Source organism: Variovorax sp. TBS-050B, assembly GCF_029893635.1.
In the GTDB taxonomy this organism is placed as follows: domain Bacteria; phylum Pseudomonadota; class Gammaproteobacteria; order Burkholderiales; family Burkholderiaceae_C; genus Variovorax.
Genome location: NZ_JARXYR010000002.1, coordinates 4,636,979 through 4,655,184 on the forward strand (window position 1 = coordinate 4,636,979; position 18,206 = coordinate 4,655,184).

Consider the following 18,206-nt stretch of genomic DNA (forward strand, 5'->3'; position numbering starts at 1 on the left):
AAGCGCCAGCGGCTGTCTGCAGCGGGGCCTGTCGCAAGATTTGCCGCAAGGCTTTCAGGCCGCTGCACGGCGCAGGCCGGGGTTTAAGAACTTTCGCGGTACTTATTCGGCCCATTCCGCGCGAAAGGCGCTGGCACGACCGTTGCGCAGCACCAGGTCCCCGGCCGCCCTCGGCCGGCCGGCCAATCCATCACGGAGGACCATGAACACTTCGATTGCCTTGCACGCCCGCCAGGTCCAGGCGCCGGTCTTTTCGCGCCGGCTGCAGCAGGCGGTGCGGCTGCTGCAGATGTCGTCGCAGGAATATGCGCAGGCGCTGCGCGAAGCGGCCGAGCTCAATCCCTTCCTCGAGGTGGAAGCCGCCTCGCAGGACGGCATCGTCGAAGCCGCCACCGCCGATGCGCTGCCCGCGCTGGCGGACAACGACATCGACGGCGCCGCCGCCTTCGACCACCTCACGGCCGCGCCCGCCGCCGGCGAGCGGCACCTGTCGCACGACGAAAGCTTCGACCTGATGCAGCGCGTGCCGCTGCCCGACTCGCTGCATGCGCACCTGCACGCGCAGCTCGGCGTGCTGCGCCTGTCCGCGCGCGAGGCCGCCTTCGCGCATGCACTGATCGACGCGCTCGACGAGGACGGCTACCTGCGCATCTCGCTCGACGAGGTCGGCGCCGCGCTCGGCGAATGCGGTGCCGAGGCCGAGGACGAACTGCGCACTGCGCTGCGCCGCGTGCAGGCGCTCGACCCCGCGGGCGTGGCGGCACGCGACCTGGCCGAGTGCCTGTGCCTGCAGCTCGACGCGGTGGCCGACGAAGGCACGCGAGCACTCGCGCGCCGGATCGTGACCGCGCACATCGACCTGCTCGCCACGCGCGACAGCGGCCGGCTCGCACGTGCGCTCGGCGTCGCGCGGCGCGAGGCGCAGGCCGCGGTCGACGCCATCCGCCGCCTCGACCCGCGGCCGGGCTGGCAGCGCGGCGAGAGCACGGCGCGCTTCGTGGTGCCCGACGTGACGGTGCGCAAGGTGGCCGGCGCATGGCGCGCCGCGCTCACGCCGGAGGCCGTGCCGCGCGTGAAGGTCCATGCCGACTACGCCCGGCTGTTCGAGAAGCACGGCACCAACCGGAGCCCGGCGATGAAGGAATGCCTGGAGCAGGCGCGATGGCTGGCGGGCAACGTCTCGCAGCGCGCCGCCACCATCCTCGGCGTGGCGCGCGCCATCGTGGCGCGGCAGAAGCTGTTCCTCGAGCACGGCCCGCTCGCCATGAAGCCGCTCGGCCTGCGCGAGATCGCCGACGAGGTGGGCGTGCATCCCTCGACCGTCTCGCGCACCGTGCACAACAAGTACATCGCCACGCCGTCGGGCGTGTTCGAGCTGCAGCACTTCTTCTCGCGCGGGCTCGCGCACGCGGCCGGCGGCGCCAGCGCGCCGGTGGCGCTGCAGGGGCTGATCCGCGAGCTCATCGCGGTGGAGAAGCCGCTGGCGCCGCTCAGCGACGCCGCGCTCGCGCGCCAGCTCGCGCAGCAGGGCTTCCGCATCGCGCGCCGCACCGTCACCAAGTACCGCCAGAGCATGAACATCGATCCCTTCGAACGCCGCCGCATGCCCCCGGGCTCCCTGGGCGCATCGGCCTGAGCGCCGGCGCTTCCGCTTCTTCTTCCCATCATTTCGCCAAAGGAGACGATCCCATGTCCATCGACCCCGAGAAGTCCTTCAGGTACCTGGCACGGCTGGCCCGGCAGCGCATGCCGGCCTTCGTCGCGCGCCCGTCGAAGGTGCGCGTGCTGCGCCGGCTCGCCGCCGCCGGCCATGTGGATGTACGCTTCTACCCGCCCGACGCCTGCGACGAGCAGTTCGGCGAAGTGCGCGGACTCACGCCCGACGGCTGGAAGGCGGTCCGCGGCATCGACACCCCCTTGCGCATGGAGTACACACGATGAACGCATTCGACGCCACCGACGGTCCCGAGGGCGCACCGAAGACGAGCGCCGCCGCCGGCGCCGACGAATGCCACGACTTCAACTACCGCGGCTGGCGCTTCATCTACAGCGCGCGCCGCATGGCGAGCGGCGTGTACCGCCCGGTGGTGGTCTGCCTCGGCCAGGGGCCGGGCCACCGCGAGCAGGCCCTGCCGGACGACACCGACGAGATCGGCTACGCCACCGAGGCCGAGGCGCTGCGCCACGCGCAGCAGCAGGCGATGCGCTGGGTGCACGACCGCACCGGCGACGGCCAGGGCCAGTTCTGAAGCACGCGCGGCGCGGGCGCTGCGGGCGCCGCGCCGCACTCAGCGTCGCGAGGACGGAAAGGCCGCCCCGCGCAGCGCGCAGGCGGCGCGGCCTTCGGCGGTGATCGCGGTGACGATCGCGCGCTCGATGCGGCGCTCGCCCGTGCGCAGCACCACCGGCGGCTCGGTCTGCGCCTGCAGCAGCGAGGCGCTGCGCAGCGCGAGGATCTTGTCGATCTCGTCGGGCGCCGAGCACACCACCGGCAATGGCCGGCGCGAAAGCGATTCGAGCAGTTCGTAGCAGTCGTTGGCGCGGCCTGCGCGCCGCCGCGAAGTTTTCATGAGGGTCATCCAGCGTTGAGGAACAGCCGTTCCGGGGCGGCAAGCGGCATGCCCGCCGACCCGCGGGCATGCGCGTTGCCATGTATCCGGTGGGTACCCCGCCCGTCGGGCGGGGCCGCAAGACACTTCCTTCAAGGAGCAACCGATGAACATCCAGACCACCGCGTTCCGACTCGCCGCCGCCGCCGTTGCCGCGGCCGCCTTCACCGCCCTGCCCGCCGCCGCTCAGAGCGCGGCTTCGCGCGGCGACCAGGCCGTCAGCAGCGAATCGCGCAGCGGCGCCGATGCGGCCGCCAGGCTGACCAAGGCCGACGAACGCATGATGAAGAACCTCGCGCAGGCCAACATCGCCGAGGTCGAGACCGGCAAGCTGGCGCAGGAGAAGGCCGCCAAGGACGAGGTGAAGAAGTTCGGCCAGACCATGGTGGAGGACCACACCAAGTCGCTCGGCGAACTCCAGGAGCTGGCTTCGAAGAAGGGCGTGACGCTGCCCACCGAGCCGGATACGAAGCACAAGGCCACCGCCACCGCGCTCAAGGCGCTCGACGGCGATGCCTTCGACAAGCGCTACATGGCGATGGTCGGCGTTGCCGACCACAAGAAGACGCACGAAATGCTGCAGAAAGTACAGCGCGAAGCCAAGGACCCCGACCTGAAGGCCTATGCGGCCAAGACGCTGCCGGTGGTGCACGGCCACCTGACCACCGCGCAGCAGATCTCCCCCGCGCGCAAGTAGCCGCCGGCTATCGCCCCTCCTCGTCCTCCCGGCGCTCGATGCTGTCGAGGACGCGGTCGGGCGAGACGTTGGTGCGCAATTCGTCGAGTTCCGGGTCGCGCGCCGCGGGGATGTCCATGCGCTTCGCGATCTCGGCGACCAGCACCACCAGCTTGGTGATCTCGTGCTCGCCGAGCAGGCTGATCTGCAGGTCGAGATCGGCGCGCCGATCGGCCATGGCCGCCATGCGGTTCTGGCTGATCATCACGAAGGTCGAGATGAAGATCGCCTCCACCGACGCGACCATCGCCAGCACCACGAAGGTGGGATCGAAGGCGCGCACCATCGGCACCCAGCCGAGGTTGACCACGATCCAGCCGCCGTAGATCAGCAGGTGCAGGTACACGAACTTCATGCTGCCCGCAAAGCGGGTGATGGCGTCGGCCACCCGGTCCTGCAGCCCGCCCGCCACCTTCTGCTGCTGGCGCCGCCGCACCAGCGCCGCGATGTTGCGGTCGACCACCCCGGCCACGGGCGGCTCGCCGCCGCGCGTGGCGGGGTTCGCGGATTCATCCGTGGCGACGGATGGCTCCGGTGGCGGCGTCGTACTGCGAGCCATGGATCGCCCGCGCCTCCTGCGCCTGCGCATCGGGCACGCACAGGTAGATCTCGTGCCCCGGCCGCGCCTCGACGCGCAGGCCGCTCGAACGCAGCATCGCCTCCACGCCCGCATGGTTGGGCGCCCACCAGTTGGTCGGGTCGCCCGCGAGCCGGTGCTCGATGAAGGCCATGCGCGGCCAGCCGCTTTCGAGCAGCGGCGTGCGGTCCTCGATGCTGCAGTCGGCGGTGTCGGTGTAGACCGAGTCGCCGGGCATGGTGAGCGTCTGGAACATCATGATGCGGCCGGTGCGCGCGGCCAGCAGGTCGAGCGCGAGCAGCGGATAGCGCAGGTGGTAGAAGACCCCCATGAACCACACGAGGTCGAAGGTCTCGTCGCTCTTCGCGAGGTCGTAGACCTGCATCTCGCGGAACTCCACCTTCGAGTCCAGCCCCAGCTGGCGCGCCGCCCAGCGGGCCTGCGCGAGGTAGTGCGCATCGACGTCGATGCCGAGCACCGAGGCGCCGCGCCGCGCGAGCTCGAAGCTGTAGAAGCCGGCGTTGCAGCCGACGTCGAGCACGCGCCAGCCGCTCAGGTCCTCGGGCACGAAGGGCTTGATCTCCTGCCACTTGAAGTTCGGAAAATCGCCGCCCAGGAAATGATGGGGCAGCGTCTGCACCCCGCCCGGCAGGTGCAGGTTGTGGAACCAGGGGCCGAGGGCCTCGATCTGCTTGCGGAGCGCGTCCGCGTCGCCGCGGGCGTCCGTCTTGGCTCGTGCTTCTTGCATGCGCATCCTCCTTGGTTGCTCAGGCTGCCTCGCGCACGGGCAGCTGCGCGCGCGCATAGGCTTCGAGTTCCGCGGCGCGGTGGGCGGCCGTGTGGTCCGAGAGGATGCGCTGGCGCGCGCGCTCGCCCACGGCGCGGCGTTCGTCCTCGGGCAGCTCGCGCAGGAGCTGCAGCACCTGTGCGGGCGAATCGGCGAGGAAGATCTCCTGCCCCGGCACCAGCAGGGTCTCGATGCCGTCCCAGCGGTCGCTGATGATCGGCGTGCCGCAGGCGGCGGCCTCGAAGATGCGCACGCTCGGAGACCAGCCGGCTTCGATCATGTCGGCGCGCGTCACGTTGAGCGTGAAGCGCTGCCGGCTGTAGAAGGCGCGGTGCTCCGCGGGCGGCAGGTGCGCGGTGTAGCGCACGTTGTCCGGCCAGACGATGTGCGCCGGGTACTGCGCGCCGGCCACCTCGAAGCGGCCCTCCGGCCAGGCGCGCGCCGGCGCGAGCAGCAGCGCCTCCAGCGTGGGCTGGCGGTCGTCGCTGTAGGTGCCCATGTAGCCCAGGTCGCAGTCCTGCGCCACCGGCGCCGGGTGATAGAGCGCCGGATCGACCGAGCAATAGAGCACGCGCGCCGCCGGCGAGCCGTATTCGCGTTCGAGGCGCTCGAGCGTCGGGCCGCCGGTGAACGACAGGTACATGTCGTAGCCCGCGATCTGGCGCGCCTGCAGGTAGGTGGTGCCGCCGCGCGCGAGCGCGGCCAGCGTGACCGGCGTGTCGATGTCGTAGAACGCGGTGCAGCCCGACGCCTGCGTCTGCACCCAGTCGCCCACCGCCACCCCGTCGGGCACGAAGGAGCCGACGATCACCAGGTCGGCCTCGGCGACGTCGGCCGCATGGTCGCGCTGCAGGCCCGCGAGGTCGGCATAGAGCGCGGTGCGGCCGAACGGCGGATTCGGCAGGTCGCGGTGGCCGGCGTACCAGGGCACGTCGCGCTCGAGGAAGAGCACGTCGTGGCCGCGGCGCACGAGCTCGCGCACGAGGCCGCGGTAGGTGGTCGCGTGGCCGTTGCCCCAGGACGAGGTGATCGAGAGCCCGAGGATCACGATCCGCAGCGGCGCGCCGGTGGTGATGGCGGTCGCGCTCACGACAGCACCTCCAGCGCCTGCGCCGCATCGGCGCCTTCGAGCAGCGCCTCCAGCTGCGCCGCGCGGTGCGCATAGGTGTGCTCGGCGAGCACGCGCCGGTAGGCGGCCTCGCCGATGCGGCGCGCCTTCGCCTCGTCGAGCGCGACCAGGTGGGCCGCCACCGCTTCGCCGCCGGCGGCCACCAGCACTTCGCTGTCCGGTTCGAGGAACTGCTCGATCCCCTCCCAGGCGTCGGTGATGAGGCAGGCAGCCGAACCCGCGGCCTCGAACACGCGCGTGGCCGGCGAGAAGCCGTAGCGCGCCATGCTGTCGCGGCTCACGTTGAGCACCGCCATCGGCGTGCGGTTGAAGGCGTTGTGGTCGGCGGTGTAGACGTGGCCGACGTAGCCCACGTTGCTCGGCATGGCCTTGTCGCTCCAGCCGCTGCCGCCGAGCAGGAAGCGCCGCCCGGGCAGCAGGCTCGCGGCATGGAGGAAGAACTCGTCCACCCGCGCTTCGCGGTCGGGCAGGCGGTTGCCGAGAAAGCCGAGGTCGGCCGCGAAGCGCGGATCGGGCCCCACGGGATGGTGCGTCGAGGGATCGAGCGCGTTGTAGATCGGCACGCAGTCGCGCGCGCCGATGCGCCGGTAGGCCTGCACCACCGGATCGCCGCCGCCGTAGGTCAGCACCATGTCGTAGCGTGGCACCAGCGCATGGAAGGGATCGCCGGCATCGGCCTGCAGGCGGTCGAGCGTGGCGGGCGCATCGACGTCCCAGAACACCACGCGCGTGCCGGGGCCCTGCAGGTCGAGCACGGCCTTCTCGAGCAGCGCGTCGAACACGCCCACGCCGCTGGCCTTGACCACGAGGTCGGCGCCGCGCGCATGCTCGACCATGCGCAGCGCGTTCTCCTCGCCCTCGCCCGGGTAGACGATCACCTCGGCCCAGTCGGGGTCGTCCATGTCGCGGTGCTGCTGGCGGCCGAAGGCGTCGGGTTCGTAGAAGCGCACGCGGTGGCCGCGCTCCGCGAGCGCGCGCACGATGCCGCGGTAGTAGGTGGCGGCACCGTTCCAGTAGGCCGAGACCAGGCTCGATGCGAAGAAGGCGATGTCCATTTTTCGTTGTTGACTCTTCATGCGGCAATGCTCCGGGGTTGGTCGTTCTCTTCGAGCGCGGCGTGGATGGCGAGCAGTTCGTCCACCCGGTGGGCGCAGGTGTGGCGCGCGAGCACCGTGTCCAGCCCCTGTTCGCGCAGCGCGCGCGCGAGGGCCTTGTCGTTGAGCACGTCACGCAGGTGGCGCTGCATCGCGGCGCCGTCCTCGGCCACGAGGAAGTCGCGGCCCGGCGTGAACAGGCCCTCGGCGTCGTTCCACGGGGCCGAGACCAGCGGAATGCCGCAGGCCAGCGCCTCGAACACGCGGATGGTCGGAATGCCGGGCAGCGCCTGCACGTAGGGCCGGCGCGGCACGTGCACCGTCACGCGGTGGCGCGCGAAGACGCGCGGGGCGCGGTGGTTCGGCAGCCAGCCCGCATAGCGGATGCCGGCGGCGCGCAGGCGCTCGAGCGCATGGTCGGGATAGCGCACGCCGTGCACGCGGGCGCGCAGCCGCAGCGCGCGCACGGGGGCGAGCAGGAACTCGTCGAGCTCGGCCTCGCGTTCGTCGTCGCCCCAGTTGCCGATCCAGACCAGGTCGCCCTCCTCCGTCTCGTCCGGAAGCGGATGGAAGTGCCGCGTGTCGGCCGCCTCGTGCCAGGTCCAGGCACGGCGCGCCCAGCCGCGGCGTTCGTAGAGATCGCGGATCACCTCGCCGAAGGCCAGCACGCCGTCGTAGTGCGCGAGGTCGTAGGCGGCCATGCTCGCCGCGTCGGTCACGCTGCGGTGGTGGGTGTCGTGGAAGAAGAGCCGGTAGCGCCCGCCGTCGCGCCGGTGCCGGCCGATGCGGCTCACCAGCGCATGGTCGTTCCACTCGTGCACGAGCACCACGTCGGCATCGGCGAGCGCTTCATCGAGGTCGAGCGTGGCGGGGTCGCAGGCGATGCTCTGCAGCTCGGGATAGACGCGCGCGAACTCCTCGATCGGCGCATGCCCGTGCTCGGCTTCGAGGTTCACGCGGCTCCAGGCGTCCGCGGGTTCGTACACCGCCAGTTCGTGGCCGCGCGCGAGCAGCTCGCTGCAGATGCCGCGAAGAAAATGGGCGTTGCCGTGGTTCCAGTCGGACACCAGCGAATGGCAGAACATCACGAAGCGCATGCAGGTTCCTTGGTGTTGCTGTGCGCGCGCGGCAGCGGTGCCGCGCACAGGCGGCGGTAGGCGCCGAGGTAGGCATCGGCCATGCGCGCCGGGCTGAAATGCCGCGCGCGCGCCAGCGCCTTCTGCGCCATCCGCGCCCGCAGCGCGTCGTCGCCGATCAGGCTCAGCAAGGCGGCATGCAGCGCCTCGTGGTCCTCGGGCGGCACGTAGAGCGCGGCATCGCCCCAGACCTCGCGCAGGCTCGGCAGGTCGCCGAGCACCAGCGCGCAGCCCGAGAGGCCCGCTTCGAGCGCACTGAGCCCGAAAGGCTCGTAGCGCGCGGGCAAGGCGTAGATCGCGGCCTGCGCGAGCTGCGCGGCGAGCGCCTCGGGCGCGAGTTCGCCGAGCCACTGCACGGCCGATGCATGCGCGGCGGTTAGCGCCGCATCGCCGGGCGCCGCCGTGGCGCCTGCCACGCGCACCGGCCAGGGCAGCCGCGGCGCGACGGCTTCGAGGGCCGAGAGGTTCTTGGCCGCGTCCCAGAGCCGGCCCGCCGAAAGGATGAACGGCGCCTTCGCACCCGCCGCGAAGCGCGCGGGATCGCGGCCATTGGGCAGCACGAGGCCGCCGCGCCGGTACCGGTGATCGAGCGCGAGCGCGGCGAGCATGGCCTCGGTCGGCGCGCCCACGAGGTCGGCCCCCTCGAGCCCGCGCCGCACCACGTCGCGGTAGGTGTTCCATTCGGCCGGCGCGGCGCAGCGGTGCACCGCGCGCCACCACGAAGCCACGCAGGAATGCGCCACCACCAGCTTGGCCGCGGCGAAGGGCAGCGCACCGAAGGCGAACTGGTTGAGATGGACGACGTCGGGCCGCAGCACGGCTTCGAGTTCGAGCAGCCATTCGCCGGCGGCGCGCACCTCGTCCCAGGGGGCGTCCATCCATTCGAGCTTCCAGCGGCTCTCGTGCAGCGACATGCCATCGCCCGCGAGCGCGGCCGCCTGCGCGCGCTGCGCGGGCGAAAGCGCCCTGCCCATGGTGGCGAGCGACACGCGCATGCCGCGTTCGCGCAGCGCGCCCGCGAGCTCGATCGCATGCGTCCAGACGCCGCCGACCGTGTCGGCCGTCATCAGCACTTGGCGCGGTGCTTCAGCGCGCATAGATCGCATCCAGCACCGCCGCCACCTCGGCCAGCCGCTCGATCGCCGGGTCGTAGCGCCCGCCGCGCGCGAGCGCGCGCGCCCAGTGCGTGGCCGCGCGCCCGCCCCAGTCGTCGGGCGGCGCGGCAAGCGGCAGCGCGCGCGTGCCTTCGAAGCGCTCGGCCGTGAAGTCGTAGAAGGAACCGCCCACGTTGCGGAACGCGGCGCCGCCCTGCGTGCCGTGGAACGCGGCCTCGATCACCGCATCGCGGCCGGCCGGCAGGTTCCACGAACAGGCGAGCCGCACCACGCAGCCGCCTGCCAGGTCGATCTGCGCGACCGCATGGTCCTCGACCACGCCCGAGGGCAGCGCGAGCCGGCGCCCGCCCGCATGCAGGCGGCTCGAGACCGCCTCCACGCGGGGAAAGTCCAGCGTCCAGAGCGCGAGGTCGACCAGGTGGATGCCGAGGTCGATCACGCAGCCGCCGCCCGACAGCACCGGATCGCGGAACCACGGCTTGTCCGGCCCGTAGGCGTTGTGGAACACGAGGTCGATCGCATAGACCTCGCCGATGCCGCCGGTCGACACCAGTTCGCGGATGCGCTGCATGCCCTGGGTCCGGCGGTAGGACAGGTCCACGTCGAGCAGCCGGTCGGCGCGGCGCGCCGCGTCGATCACGCCGCGCGTCTCGGCCGCCGTGCGCGCGAGCGGCTTCTGGCAGAACACCGCCACCCCACGCGCGAGCGCCGCCTCGGCCTGCTGCGCATGAAGCGCGCTGGGCGTGGCGATGACGAGGCCGTCGAGGTCCTGGTCCAGCAGCGCATCGAGCGAGTCCACGCCCGCCGCGTCCGGCGCAATGGCACAGGCGGCCTCGCGCGCCGCGGGCTCGGCGTCGGCGATGGCGGCGATCTCGGCCGCGCCGTCGCGCGCGATCGCCTCCATGCGGTTGCGGCCGATCCAGCCCACGCCGAGGAAGCCCAGGCGCGGCCTGCGCACCGGCGCGGCCGCGGCGCCCGCATCGCGCACGCTGAAAGCGCCTTCGGCCCTCACGTGGTCACCACCGCTTTGAGAAAACCGTCGGGCCGCGTGCGCGTGAGCTCGAGCGCCTCGCCGAGCCGGTCGAGCGGCAGGCGGTGGGTGAAGAGCGGCGCCGGATCGAGCCGGCCCTCCGCCATCAGCGCCACCGCCTCGCGGATGCCCTGCACGTACATGCGCGGATCGCGCTCGTGCGCGTTGATCACGTCGATGCCGCGCCAGTTCCACATCTGCATGTTGACCTGGCGCGTGCCGTCCTGGTGGTAGCCGGCGATCACGAGCCGCCCCCGCTCGCCGGTGAGCTCGCCCGCGAGGTCGAGCGGCCACTGCAGGCCGACCGCCTCGATGGTGCGCTCGCACATGCGCTCGCCCGTGAGGCGCTTCACCTCGTCGAGGATGCGCCAGTGGTCGTCCATGACGATGGTGTGGGCCGCGCCCGCCGCGCGCGCCACCTCCAGCGCGAAGGGCCGGCGCGAGATCGCGATCACCCGCGCGCCGGCGTCGGCCGCCAGCCGCGTGAGGATCGCGCCGAGAAAGCCGATGCCCACGATCGCCACCGTCTGCCCCGCGCGGATCTCGCTGCGGCGGAAGATGTTGACCGCGCAGCCCAGCGGCTCGCCGGGCATCGCCGCCTTGGCGAGCGAGGCCGGCAGCGGCACCACGGCCGCGGCATCGGCCACGTCGTACTCGGCATGCGCGCGGTAGGTGAGCGCGGCCACGCGGTCGCCGACCGCGAGGCCTTCGACGCCCTCGCCCAGCGCCGCCACGCGGCCCCAGCCCTCGTGGCCCGGCGCGCCCGCGGGCTGCGGGTATTCGAACCAGGACCGGCCTTCCCACAACGGCAGGCTCGAGGCGCACACGCCCGAGCCTTCGAGCTGCAGCAGCACCTGGCCCGCGCCCGGCTCGGGGCGGTCCACGCGCTGCAGGATCGCCTGTCCGGGCGATGCAATCACGCTGGCGAGCATGCTCACCTCCCGCTCATCGCGAGCAGCGGGCTGTGCCGGTCGGCCTTGCGCGGCGCCGCCGCGGGCTCGGCGCGCATCTGCTGCAGCCAGCGGTAGAGGCGCTCGACGCCCTGGCGCGCATCGATGGCGGGGCGCCATCCGGTCGCGGCCTCGAAGCGCCGCGTGTCCGAGACGTAGTAGCGCTGGTCGCCGGTGCGCCAGTCCTCGTGCGCGGTCGCGGGCCGCCGGCCGTCGAGGCGCTCGATCTGGTCCAGCAGGTCGAGCAGGCTGATCACGTTGCGCGGGCCGCCGCCGATGTTGAAGGCGCTGCCCGCGAGCTTGTCGATGTGATGCTGCGCGAGCACGAAGGCATCCACCAGGTCGTCGACGAAGAGGATGTCGCGCACCTGCTTGCCGTCGCCGAAGAGCGTGATCGGCTCGCCGTCGAGCGCGCGCAGCAGGAAGTGCGCGACCCAGCCCTGGTCCTCGGTGCCGAACTGCCGCTGCCCGTAGATGCAGCTCATGCGGAACACGACGGTCTTCATGCCGTAGCTGCGCGCATAGTCGTGCACGTACTGGTCGGCCGTGCCCTTGGAGCAGCCGTAGGGGCTGTGGAAGTCGAGCGGCCGCGCCTCGGAGATGCCGTGCGCCGCGATGTCGGCCGCCACGGGGCGGTAGCGCTGGTCCTCGAGCTTCAGGCCCACGTCCTCCAGGCCGCCATAGACCTTGTTGGTCGAGGTCACGAGCACCGAGGGCGGCACCGGCTGCGCGCGCGCCGCCTCGAGCACGTTGAGGGTGCCGAGCGCGTTGATCGCGAAGTCCTCGCGCGGATCGACGAGGCTCGTGGTCACCGCGACCTGGGCCGCGAAGTGGAACACGTGGCCGGCCCTGGCGACCGCCCGCTCCACCGCCGCGGCGTCGCGGATGTCGGCCACCATCACGTCGAGGCCGGTCGGATGGTTCTGCTCCAGCCAGGCCAGGTTGCGCTCCACGCCCGGACGCGAGAGGTTGTCCAGCACCAGCACGCGCTGGCCTTCGGACAGCAGCCGGTGCGCGAGGTTCGCGCCGACGAAGCCCGCGCCGCCCGTGATGAGCGTGACCCGGTCCTTGCCGTTGAGCGCGCGCCGGGGGGTGAGTACCGCGTCCCTGCTGTTCATATGGCCAACCCGCGCGCCGAGAGTTCCGCGCTCGCCTGCGCCACGCGGTCCACCGCGGCCTGCCCTTCGAGCCAGGCCGCGAGTTCGGCCAGGCCGTCGTCCAGCGTCACGCGCGGCGTGTAGCCGAGCACGCGGCGCGCCTTGGAGATGTCGGCGTAGCAGTGGCGGATGTCGCCGACCCGGTACTTGCCCGTGATCTCGGGCAGCAGGTCCTGCTTGCCCACGGCCTGGGCCACGCGCTCGGCGATGTCGCGCACGCTGTGCGCCTCGCCGCTGCCGATGTTGAACACCTCGCCGGCCGCCGCCGGCATCTCGAGCGCGAGCCGGCAGGCGCGCGCGATGTCGTAGACGCTCACGAAGTCGCGCTGCTGGTGACCGTCCTCGAAGATCTTCGGCGGGCTGTCGTTGAGCAGCCGCGAGGCGAAGATCGCGAGCACGCCGGTGTAGGGATTGGACAGCGCCTGGCGCGGACCGTAGGCGTTGAAGAAGCGCAGCGCGGCCGTCGGGATGTTGTAGGCGCGGCCGATCATCAGGCACATGCGCTCCTGGTCGAACTTGGACAGCGCGTACACCGAGGCCAGCGCCGGCGGCTTGTCCTCGGGCGTGGGCGCGGGCACGAGGGCGATGCCGTCCTCGTCGCGCCATTCCCAGTCGCCGCGGCGCAGCTGCTCCAGCGTGCGCTCCTGCACCGTGCGCAGCTCGCCGGCCGCGGTGCGGTAGAGGCCTTCGCCATAGAGGCTCATGCTCGATGCCACCACCAGCCGCTTCACGGGCCGTTCGATCAGCGCCTCCAGCAGCACCGCGGTGCCGAGGTTGTTGACGCGCGTGTAGTGCGCCACCTCGTACATGCTCTGGCCCACGCCGACGGCCGATGCGAAGTGGTAGACCGCATCGATGCCCTTGAGCGCCGCGCGCACCGCCTGCGGGTCGCACACGTCGCCGACCATGAGTTCCACGTCGGCCTCGAGGTAGTCGGGCCTGCGGCCCGAGTCGCCATGCACCTGAGGCGCGAGGTTGTCGAGGACGCGCACGCGATAGCCGTGGGAAAGAAGCTCGTCCGCCAGATGCGAGCCGATGAAGCCGGCACCGCCGGTGATGAGAATGTGCTGAGACATGAAACCCCTTCTTGTTTGATTTCGCCGGCGGCTCCGCAACGGAGGAACGGCGTGCGTCCAACGCCTTGGCGAAGCGCAAAAGTCGGCGAAAAGCGGCCGCCTTGATGTGCGAAGGTACTTACCTGCGTGTAGGCAAGATGCCCTGTTACGCCACTGCTGAGTTGGCTGCGCGCATAGAGCGCGTTTCGCGTGCGCGCAGCGCTTCAAACCGGCGTAGATTGCAAAGGAACAAAGCAGCGGCTTTGTGCAACATCACGTCCGCCGCGCGCATGCGGCGGCACTCGCAAAGGCTTCCAACATGAGCAAGATACGTGTCGCAATCGTCGGTGTGGGCAACTGCGCCTCCTCGCTGGTGCAGGGTGTGCACTTCTATGGCAACGCCCAGGGCACCGACTTCATCCCGGGCCTGATGCATCCCGACCTCGCCGGCTACCGCCCCTCGGACATCGAGTTCAGCGCGGCCTTCGACGTGCATGCGAGCAAGGTGGGCCGCGACCTCGGCGAGGCCATCTACGAGGAACCCAACAACACGATCCGCTTCGCCGAGGTGCCGAAGCTCGGCGTGACGGTGCACCGCGGCCCGACGCACGACGGCGTCGGCACCTACCTCAAGGGCGTGGTGCCGCTCTCGCCCGCGAAGGCGCAGAACGTGGCGAAGATCCTGAAGGAGACGAAGACCGACGTGGTCGTCTCGTACCTGCCGGTGGGCTCCCAGAAGGCGACCGAGTGGTATGCCGAGCAGGTGCTCGAGGCCGGCTGCGCCTTCATCAACTGCGTGCCGGTGTTCATCGCCTCGAAGCCCGAATGGGAGCGCCGCTTCGCCGAACGCGGGCTGCCGATCATCGGCGACGACATCAAGTCGCAGGTGGGGGCGACCATCGTGCACCGCATCCTGACCGACCTCTTCCGCAAGCGCGGCGTGCGGCTCGACCGCACCTACCAGCTCAACTTCGGCGGCAACACCGACTTTCTCAACATGCTGGAGCGCGAGCGCCTGCAGTCGAAGAAGATCTCGAAGACGCAGGCCGTCACGAGCCAGCTCGGCCATCCGATGAAGGTGTCCGACGTGCACGTGGGGCCGAGCGACCACGTGCCCTGGCTCGCCGACCGCAAGTGGTGCTACATCCGCATGGAGGGCACCACCTTCGGCAACGTGCCGCTGCACTGCGAGGTGAAGCTCGAGGTCTGGGATTCGCCCAACTCGGCCGGCGTGGTGATCGACGCGGTGCGCTGCGCCAAGCTCGCGCTCGACCGCGGCGTGGGCGGTGCGGTGCTGGCGCCGTCGAGCTACTTCATGAAGTCGCCGCCGCAGCAGTTCACCGACGACGAGGCGCGCGAACTGGTCGAAGCCTTCATCCGCGGCGATGCGGAGGCCACCGCACCGCCCGAATCCAGACCGCGCGCGCACAAGCCCGCCGTCCGCCACGCCGCCGCCAGGAGCAAGCTCGCATGATCGAAGCCGTCAAGTTCTGGAACGAGCCCAACAACAAGTCGCACTGGGACCTCGAGCTCGACCCCGACTGGTCGGCCTATGCGCAGATGGTGAAGCTGGCCTCCGCCGCGGTGCGGGCCGAGAACGCGGGGCTGACGCAGGTGCTCGGCGGCATCTCGCCGATCGACGCGCACTTCATGGCGGGGCTGCGCGACCGCGGCGTGCTCGACGGGCTCGATGCGGTCGCGGTGCACGGCTTCCCGCTGGACTGGAACAACTGGCTGATCCACGAATGGCCGCAGCGCATCGCCGAGATCGAGGCCGTGACGCACCTGCCGGTGTGGGTGACCGAGGTCGGCGTGTCGACCTTCGGCGCCGAGGAGGTGCAGGAGTTCGGCCTGCGCCGCACGGCCGAGCTGCTGATCGGCCGCGTGCCGCGCATCTTCTGGTACTCGCTCTACGACCTGCCGCAGGCCTGGCCCGCCACCACGCGGCACCGCGAGGCAGAGGGGTCGAGCTACTACCGGCACTTCCACATGGGCCTGCTGCGCGAGGACGGCACGCCCAAGATCGCCTGCGAGCAGTTCGCGGCCTACACGCCCGCGATGGGCATCTGCCAGTGGTTCCACTTCGAGGACCACCGCCTCGACGACGCGGTGCGCTGGCTCGAGCGCCTGGGCGTGCGCCAGCTGCGCACCGGCCTGAGCTGGGCCGACAGCTTCCGCCCCGGTGCCGACGAATGGTTCGACCGCCAGATGCGCGCGCTGGAGGACTTCGACGTGACGCTGACCTTCTGCTTCACGCCCGAGCACCGCGGCATCGCGCCGCACCACACCAGCCCGCCGCAGCAGCCGGAGGAGTTCGCCGAGTTCTGCGCGCGGACGGTGCGGCGCTATGCGTCGAACCGCGCGTGCACCGTGATGCCCTTCGCCGAGGCCGGCACCGCCGCGCCTTCGCGCGTCTCGGCGCGCTGAGCCGGGGAGAGCTCGCCGGCGGAGAGCAGGCCGTCGAAATATTCGATGGTCCTGCGCAGGCCCTCTTCCAACTGCACGCTCGGCTGCCAGCCGAACATCTGCTTCGCGAGGCCCACGTCGGGGCGGCGCTGCATCGGGTCGTCCGAGGGCAGCGGCGCGAAGGCGAGCTTCGACGAGGAACCCGTGAGCCGGATCACCAGCGTGGCGAGCTCGCGCACGGTGAACTCCACCGGGTTGCCGATGTTCACCGGCCCCGGTGCGCCCGGGTCCGCTTCCATGAAGCGGTTGAGCCCTTCGACCAGGTCGTCCACGTAGCAGAAGCTGCGCGTCTGCTGCCCTTCGCCGTAGATGGTGATCGGGTCGCCGCGCAGCGCCTGCACGATGAAGTTCGACACCACCCGCCCGTCGCGCGGATGCATGCGCGGGCCGTAGGTGTTGAAGATGCGCGCCACGCGGATGTCGACGCGGTGCTGCCGGTGGTAGTCGAAGAACAGCGTCTCGGCGCAGCGCTTGCCCTCGTCGTAGCAGCTGCGGATGCCGATCGGGTTGACCTTGCCCCAGTAGCTCTCGGGCTGCGGATGCACGTCGGGGTCGCCGTAGACCTCGCTGGTCGAGGCCTGCAGGATGCGCGCACGCACGCGCTTGGCCAGCCCCAGCATGTTGATCGCGCCGTGCACGCTGGTCTTGGTGGTCTGCACCGGGTCGTGCTGGTAGTGCACGGGCGAGGCCGGGCATGCGAGGTTGTAGATCTGGTCGACCTCGACGTAGAGCGGCATCGTCACGTCGTGGCGCATCAGCTCGAAGTGCGGGTTCGCGAGCAGATGCTCGACGTTGCGGCGCGTGCCGGTGAAGAAGTTGTCGACGCAGAGCACGTCATGGCCCTGCGCGAGCAGCCGCTCGCAGAGGTGGCTTCCCAGGAAGCCCGCGCCGCCGGTCACGAGGATGCGGCGCTGGGTGTTGTAGATGCGCATGTTGTTCTCCTTTTGTTCCTTGGTTGTTCCTGGCTGTCCGTTTCGTCTCACCGCCCGATGGCCAGATAGTCGAAGCCCTGCGAGCGGATGTCCGGGTCGTAGAGGTTCCGTCCGTCGAAGATCAGCGGCTGCCGCAGCACCGTCTTCAGCGCGCTGAAGTTCGGGCTCTTGAAGGCCTTCCAGTCGGTGAGGATCACGAGCGCGTCGGCGTCCTCCGCCGCCTGCATCGGGTTGTCGACGTAGCGCAGCCGCGCCACGAGCTCGGGCATGCCGTCGAGGTCGCCCGCGAGCACCTTGCGCGCCTCGGCGATCGCGACCGGATCGTGCGCGACCACCTCGGCGCCGCGCACCAGCAGCGCCTTGATGACGATGCGGCTCGGCGCCTCGCGCATGTCGTCGGTGTCGGGCTTGAAGGCCAGGCCCCAGACGCCGAAGCGGCGCCCGCGCAGGTCCTCGCCGAAGCGGCGCACGATCTTCTCGACCAGCACGAGCTTCTGCGCGTCGTTGACGGCGCGCACGGCTTCGAGCACCTGCAGCCGCTGGCCGTGGGTGGCGGCCGTGTGGACCAGCGCCTGCACGTCCTTCGGAAAGCAGCTGCCGCCGTAGCCGAGGCCCGCGTAGAGGAAGCTGTAGCCGATGCGCGGATCGGAGCCCACGCCGCGGCGCACCTGCTCGATGTCCACGCCCACCTTCTCCGCGAGGTTGGCGAGCTCGTTCATGAAGCTGATGCGCGTGGCGAGCATCGCGTTGGCCGCGTACTTGGTGAACTCGGCCGCCTTCACGTCCATGTGGATCATGCGGTCGCGCTGGCGGTTGAAGGGCGCGTAGAGCCGGGTCATGATCTCGCGCGCCTGCCGCCCCGGCTCGCCGGGCTCGGTGCCGACGACGATGCGGTCCGGCCGCATGAAGTCGTCGACCGCCGCGCCCTCCTTCAGGAACTCGGGGTTCGAGACGATGGTGACGGGAATGCCCTGCAGGCCGCTGCCGGCCGCGTGGTCGCCGTCGGCGCGCCGCTGCGACAGCTCTTCCTCGATGGCCGCGCGCAGCTTGCCCGCGGTGCCCACCGGCACGGTGGACTTCTCCACCACCACCTTGAAGCCCTGCATGTGCCGCCCGATGCTGCGGCCCGCGGCCAGCACGTACTGCAGGTCGGCGCTGCCGTCCTCGCCGGGCGGCGTGCCGGCCGCGATGAAGATCAGGTCGCCATGGTGCACCGCGCGCGCCACGTCGGTGGTGAAGTCCAGCCGCCCCATACGCACGTTGCGCTCGATGAGCTGCGGCAGCCCCTCCTCGTGGATCGGCACGCCGCCCGAGCGGAGGATGTCGACCTTGCGTTCGTCGACGTCGAAGCAGATGACTTCGTTGCCGATCTCCGCGAGGCAGCTGCCCGTGACGAGACCCACGTAGCCGGTACCGAGGACTGAGATTTTCAT

The 18,206-nt window shown here is 71.1% G+C and carries 19 protein-coding genes; 6 read left to right on the forward strand and 13 right to left on the reverse strand.

Annotated features, from left to right (window positions below):
- The first annotated feature begins 202 nt into the window (after window positions 1-202).
- The 3 genes from rpoN to M2165_RS24600 are packed head-to-tail and all read left to right on the forward strand — an operon-like array spanning window position 203 to window position 2,249.
- On the forward strand, window positions 203-1,636 hold the full coding sequence (rpoN, locus tag M2165_RS24590) for an RNA polymerase factor sigma-54 (protein WP_280817178.1): 1,434 nt from the start codon (window positions 203-205) through the stop codon (window positions 1,634-1,636).
- Window positions 1,637-1,689: 53 nt separating this feature from the next.
- Window positions 1,690-1,941, forward strand: a complete 252-nt coding sequence (locus M2165_RS24595; RefSeq protein ID WP_280817179.1) for a hypothetical protein — start codon at window positions 1,690-1,692, stop codon at window positions 1,939-1,941.
- Entirely contained in the window at window positions 1,938-2,249 is a 312-nt protein-coding gene (locus M2165_RS24600; protein WP_280817180.1) for a hypothetical protein, read from the forward strand. Before M2165_RS24595 ends, M2165_RS24600 begins: the two co-directional genes overlap by 4 nt.
- 39 nt (window positions 2,250-2,288) lie before the next feature.
- On the opposite strand, the gene M2165_RS24605 is transcribed toward M2165_RS24600, so the two are convergent.
- Window positions 2,289-2,570, reverse strand: a complete 282-nt coding sequence (locus M2165_RS24605) for a hypothetical protein (RefSeq protein ID WP_280817181.1) — start codon at window positions 2,568-2,570, stop codon at window positions 2,289-2,291.
- Between the two features lie 145 nt (window positions 2,571-2,715).
- Here M2165_RS24605 and M2165_RS24610 point away from each other — a divergent pair, with 145 nt between their 5' ends.
- Window positions 2,716-3,306 (forward strand): DUF4142 domain-containing protein, encoded by a 591-nt coding sequence (locus M2165_RS24610; RefSeq protein WP_280817182.1) that lies wholly within the window; start codon window positions 2,716-2,718, stop codon window positions 3,304-3,306.
- A gap of 7 nt (window positions 3,307-3,313) precedes the next feature.
- On the opposite strand, the gene M2165_RS24615 is transcribed toward M2165_RS24610, so the two are convergent.
- From M2165_RS24615 to M2165_RS24660, 10 genes are read right to left on the reverse strand one after another with little or no spacing between them, the layout of a single operon-like run.
- Window positions 3,314-3,904, reverse strand: a complete 591-nt coding sequence (locus tag M2165_RS24615; RefSeq protein ID WP_280817183.1) for a DUF1003 domain-containing protein — start codon at window positions 3,902-3,904, stop codon at window positions 3,314-3,316.
- On the reverse strand, window positions 3,855-4,670 hold the full coding sequence (locus M2165_RS24620; RefSeq protein ID WP_280817184.1) for a TIGR04290 family methyltransferase: 816 nt from the start codon (window positions 4,668-4,670) through the stop codon (window positions 3,855-3,857). The genes M2165_RS24615 and M2165_RS24620 overlap by 50 nt, the downstream gene beginning before the upstream one ends.
- A gap of 19 nt (window positions 4,671-4,689) precedes the next feature.
- Window positions 4,690-5,799, reverse strand: a complete 1,110-nt coding sequence (locus M2165_RS24625; RefSeq protein WP_280817185.1) for a glycosyltransferase — start codon at window positions 5,797-5,799, stop codon at window positions 4,690-4,692.
- The gene (locus M2165_RS24630) at window positions 5,796-6,914 is read right to left on the reverse strand and encodes a glycosyltransferase (protein WP_280817186.1); all 1,119 of its coding nucleotides are present in this window, start codon (window positions 6,912-6,914) and stop codon (window positions 5,796-5,798) included. Before M2165_RS24630 ends, M2165_RS24625 begins: the two co-directional genes overlap by 4 nt.
- Complete coding sequence (locus tag M2165_RS24635) at window positions 6,911-8,029, reverse strand: glycosyltransferase (protein ID WP_280817187.1); 1,119 nt, start codon at window positions 8,027-8,029, stop codon at window positions 6,911-6,913. Before M2165_RS24635 ends, M2165_RS24630 begins: the two co-directional genes overlap by 4 nt.
- Window positions 8,017-9,165: a glycosyltransferase family 4 protein gene (locus M2165_RS24640; protein WP_280817188.1), complete on the reverse strand. Its 1,149-nt coding sequence runs from the start codon at window positions 9,163-9,165 to the stop codon at window positions 8,017-8,019. Before M2165_RS24640 ends, M2165_RS24635 begins: the two co-directional genes overlap by 13 nt.
- Window positions 9,155-10,195 (reverse strand): Gfo/Idh/MocA family oxidoreductase, encoded by a 1,041-nt coding sequence (locus M2165_RS24645; RefSeq protein WP_280817189.1) that lies wholly within the window; start codon window positions 10,193-10,195, stop codon window positions 9,155-9,157. The genes M2165_RS24640 and M2165_RS24645 overlap by 11 nt, the downstream gene beginning before the upstream one ends.
- Window positions 10,192-11,145 (reverse strand): zinc-binding dehydrogenase, encoded by a 954-nt coding sequence (locus M2165_RS24650; protein WP_280817617.1) that lies wholly within the window; start codon window positions 11,143-11,145, stop codon window positions 10,192-10,194. Before M2165_RS24650 ends, M2165_RS24645 begins: the two co-directional genes overlap by 4 nt.
- Before the next feature lie 2 nt (window positions 11,146-11,147).
- Complete coding sequence (locus tag M2165_RS24655) at window positions 11,148-12,281, reverse strand: NAD-dependent epimerase/dehydratase family protein (RefSeq protein WP_280817190.1); 1,134 nt, start codon at window positions 12,279-12,281, stop codon at window positions 11,148-11,150.
- A complete protein-coding gene (locus M2165_RS24660) occupies window positions 12,278-13,396 on the reverse strand; it encodes an NAD-dependent epimerase/dehydratase family protein (RefSeq protein ID WP_280817191.1) in 1,119 nt (372 codons plus the stop codon). The genes M2165_RS24655 and M2165_RS24660 overlap by 4 nt, the downstream gene beginning before the upstream one ends.
- Before the next feature lie 298 nt (window positions 13,397-13,694).
- Here M2165_RS24660 and M2165_RS24665 point away from each other — a divergent pair, with 298 nt between their 5' ends.
- Entirely contained in the window at window positions 13,695-14,849 is a 1,155-nt protein-coding gene (locus M2165_RS24665) for an inositol-3-phosphate synthase (protein WP_280817192.1), read from the forward strand.
- A complete protein-coding gene (locus tag M2165_RS24670) occupies window positions 14,846-15,802 on the forward strand; it encodes a glycosyl hydrolase (RefSeq protein ID WP_280817193.1) in 957 nt (318 codons plus the stop codon). The genes M2165_RS24665 and M2165_RS24670 overlap by 4 nt, the downstream gene beginning before the upstream one ends.
- Here M2165_RS24670 and M2165_RS24675 read toward each other — a convergent pair.
- Window positions 15,721-16,773 carry an SDR family oxidoreductase gene (locus M2165_RS24675; RefSeq protein WP_280817194.1) on the reverse strand — a complete coding sequence of 351 codons (1,053 nt, stop codon included), beginning with the start codon at window positions 16,771-16,773 and terminating at the stop codon, window positions 15,721-15,723. The genes M2165_RS24670 and M2165_RS24675 overlap by 82 nt on opposite strands.
- Before the next feature lie 47 nt (window positions 16,774-16,820).
- Window positions 16,821-18,206 (reverse strand): UDP-glucose/GDP-mannose dehydrogenase family protein, encoded by a 1,386-nt coding sequence (locus tag M2165_RS24680; protein WP_280817195.1) that lies wholly within the window; start codon window positions 18,204-18,206, stop codon window positions 16,821-16,823.

What these genes read in the sequence shown, in the direction of transcription:
- rpoN (WP_280817178.1), top strand. Translation starts at nt 203, where the DNA reads ATGAACACTTCGATTGCCTTGCACGCCCGCCAGGTCCAGGCGCCGGTC.
- M2165_RS24595 (WP_280817179.1), top strand. Translation starts at nt 1,690, where the DNA reads ATGTCCATCGACCCCGAGAAGTCCTTCAGGTACCTGGCACGGCTGGCC.
- M2165_RS24600 (WP_280817180.1), top strand. Translation starts at nt 1,938, where the DNA reads ATGAACGCATTCGACGCCACCGACGGTCCCGAGGGCGCACCGAAGACG.
- M2165_RS24605 (WP_280817181.1), bottom strand. Translation starts at nt 2,570, where the DNA reads ATGAAAACTTCGCGGCGGCGCGCAGGCCGCGCCAACGACTGCTACGAA.
- M2165_RS24610 (WP_280817182.1), top strand. Translation starts at nt 2,716, where the DNA reads ATGAACATCCAGACCACCGCGTTCCGACTCGCCGCCGCCGCCGTTGCC.
- M2165_RS24615 (WP_280817183.1), bottom strand. Translation starts at nt 3,904, where the DNA reads ATGGCTCGCAGTACGACGCCGCCACCGGAGCCATCCGTCGCCACGGAT.
- M2165_RS24620 (WP_280817184.1), bottom strand. Translation starts at nt 4,670, where the DNA reads ATGCAAGAAGCACGAGCCAAGACGGACGCCCGCGGCGACGCGGACGCG.
- M2165_RS24630 (WP_280817186.1), bottom strand. Translation starts at nt 6,914, where the DNA reads ATGAAGAGTCAACAACGAAAAATGGACATCGCCTTCTTCGCATCGAGC.
- M2165_RS24635 (WP_280817187.1), bottom strand. Translation starts at nt 8,029, where the DNA reads ATGCGCTTCGTGATGTTCTGCCATTCGCTGGTGTCCGACTGGAACCAC.
- M2165_RS24640 (WP_280817188.1), bottom strand. Translation starts at nt 9,165, where the DNA reads ATGCGCGCTGAAGCACCGCGCCAAGTGCTGATGACGGCCGACACGGTC.
- M2165_RS24650 (WP_280817617.1), bottom strand. Translation starts at nt 11,145, where the DNA reads ATGCTCGCCAGCGTGATTGCATCGCCCGGACAGGCGATCCTGCAGCGC.
- M2165_RS24655 (WP_280817190.1), bottom strand. Translation starts at nt 12,281, where the DNA reads ATGAACAGCAGGGACGCGGTACTCACCCCCCGGCGCGCGCTCAACGGC.
- M2165_RS24660 (WP_280817191.1), bottom strand. Translation starts at nt 13,396, where the DNA reads ATGTCTCAGCACATTCTCATCACCGGCGGTGCCGGCTTCATCGGCTCG.
- M2165_RS24665 (WP_280817192.1), top strand. Translation starts at nt 13,695, where the DNA reads ATGAGCAAGATACGTGTCGCAATCGTCGGTGTGGGCAACTGCGCCTCC.
- M2165_RS24670 (WP_280817193.1), top strand. Translation starts at nt 14,846, where the DNA reads ATGATCGAAGCCGTCAAGTTCTGGAACGAGCCCAACAACAAGTCGCAC.
- M2165_RS24675 (WP_280817194.1), bottom strand. Translation starts at nt 16,773, where the DNA reads ATGCGCATCTACAACACCCAGCGCCGCATCCTCGTGACCGGCGGCGCG.
- M2165_RS24680 (WP_280817195.1), bottom strand. Translation starts at nt 18,206, where the DNA reads ATGAAAATCTCAGTCCTCGGTACCGGCTACGTGGGTCTCGTCACGGGC.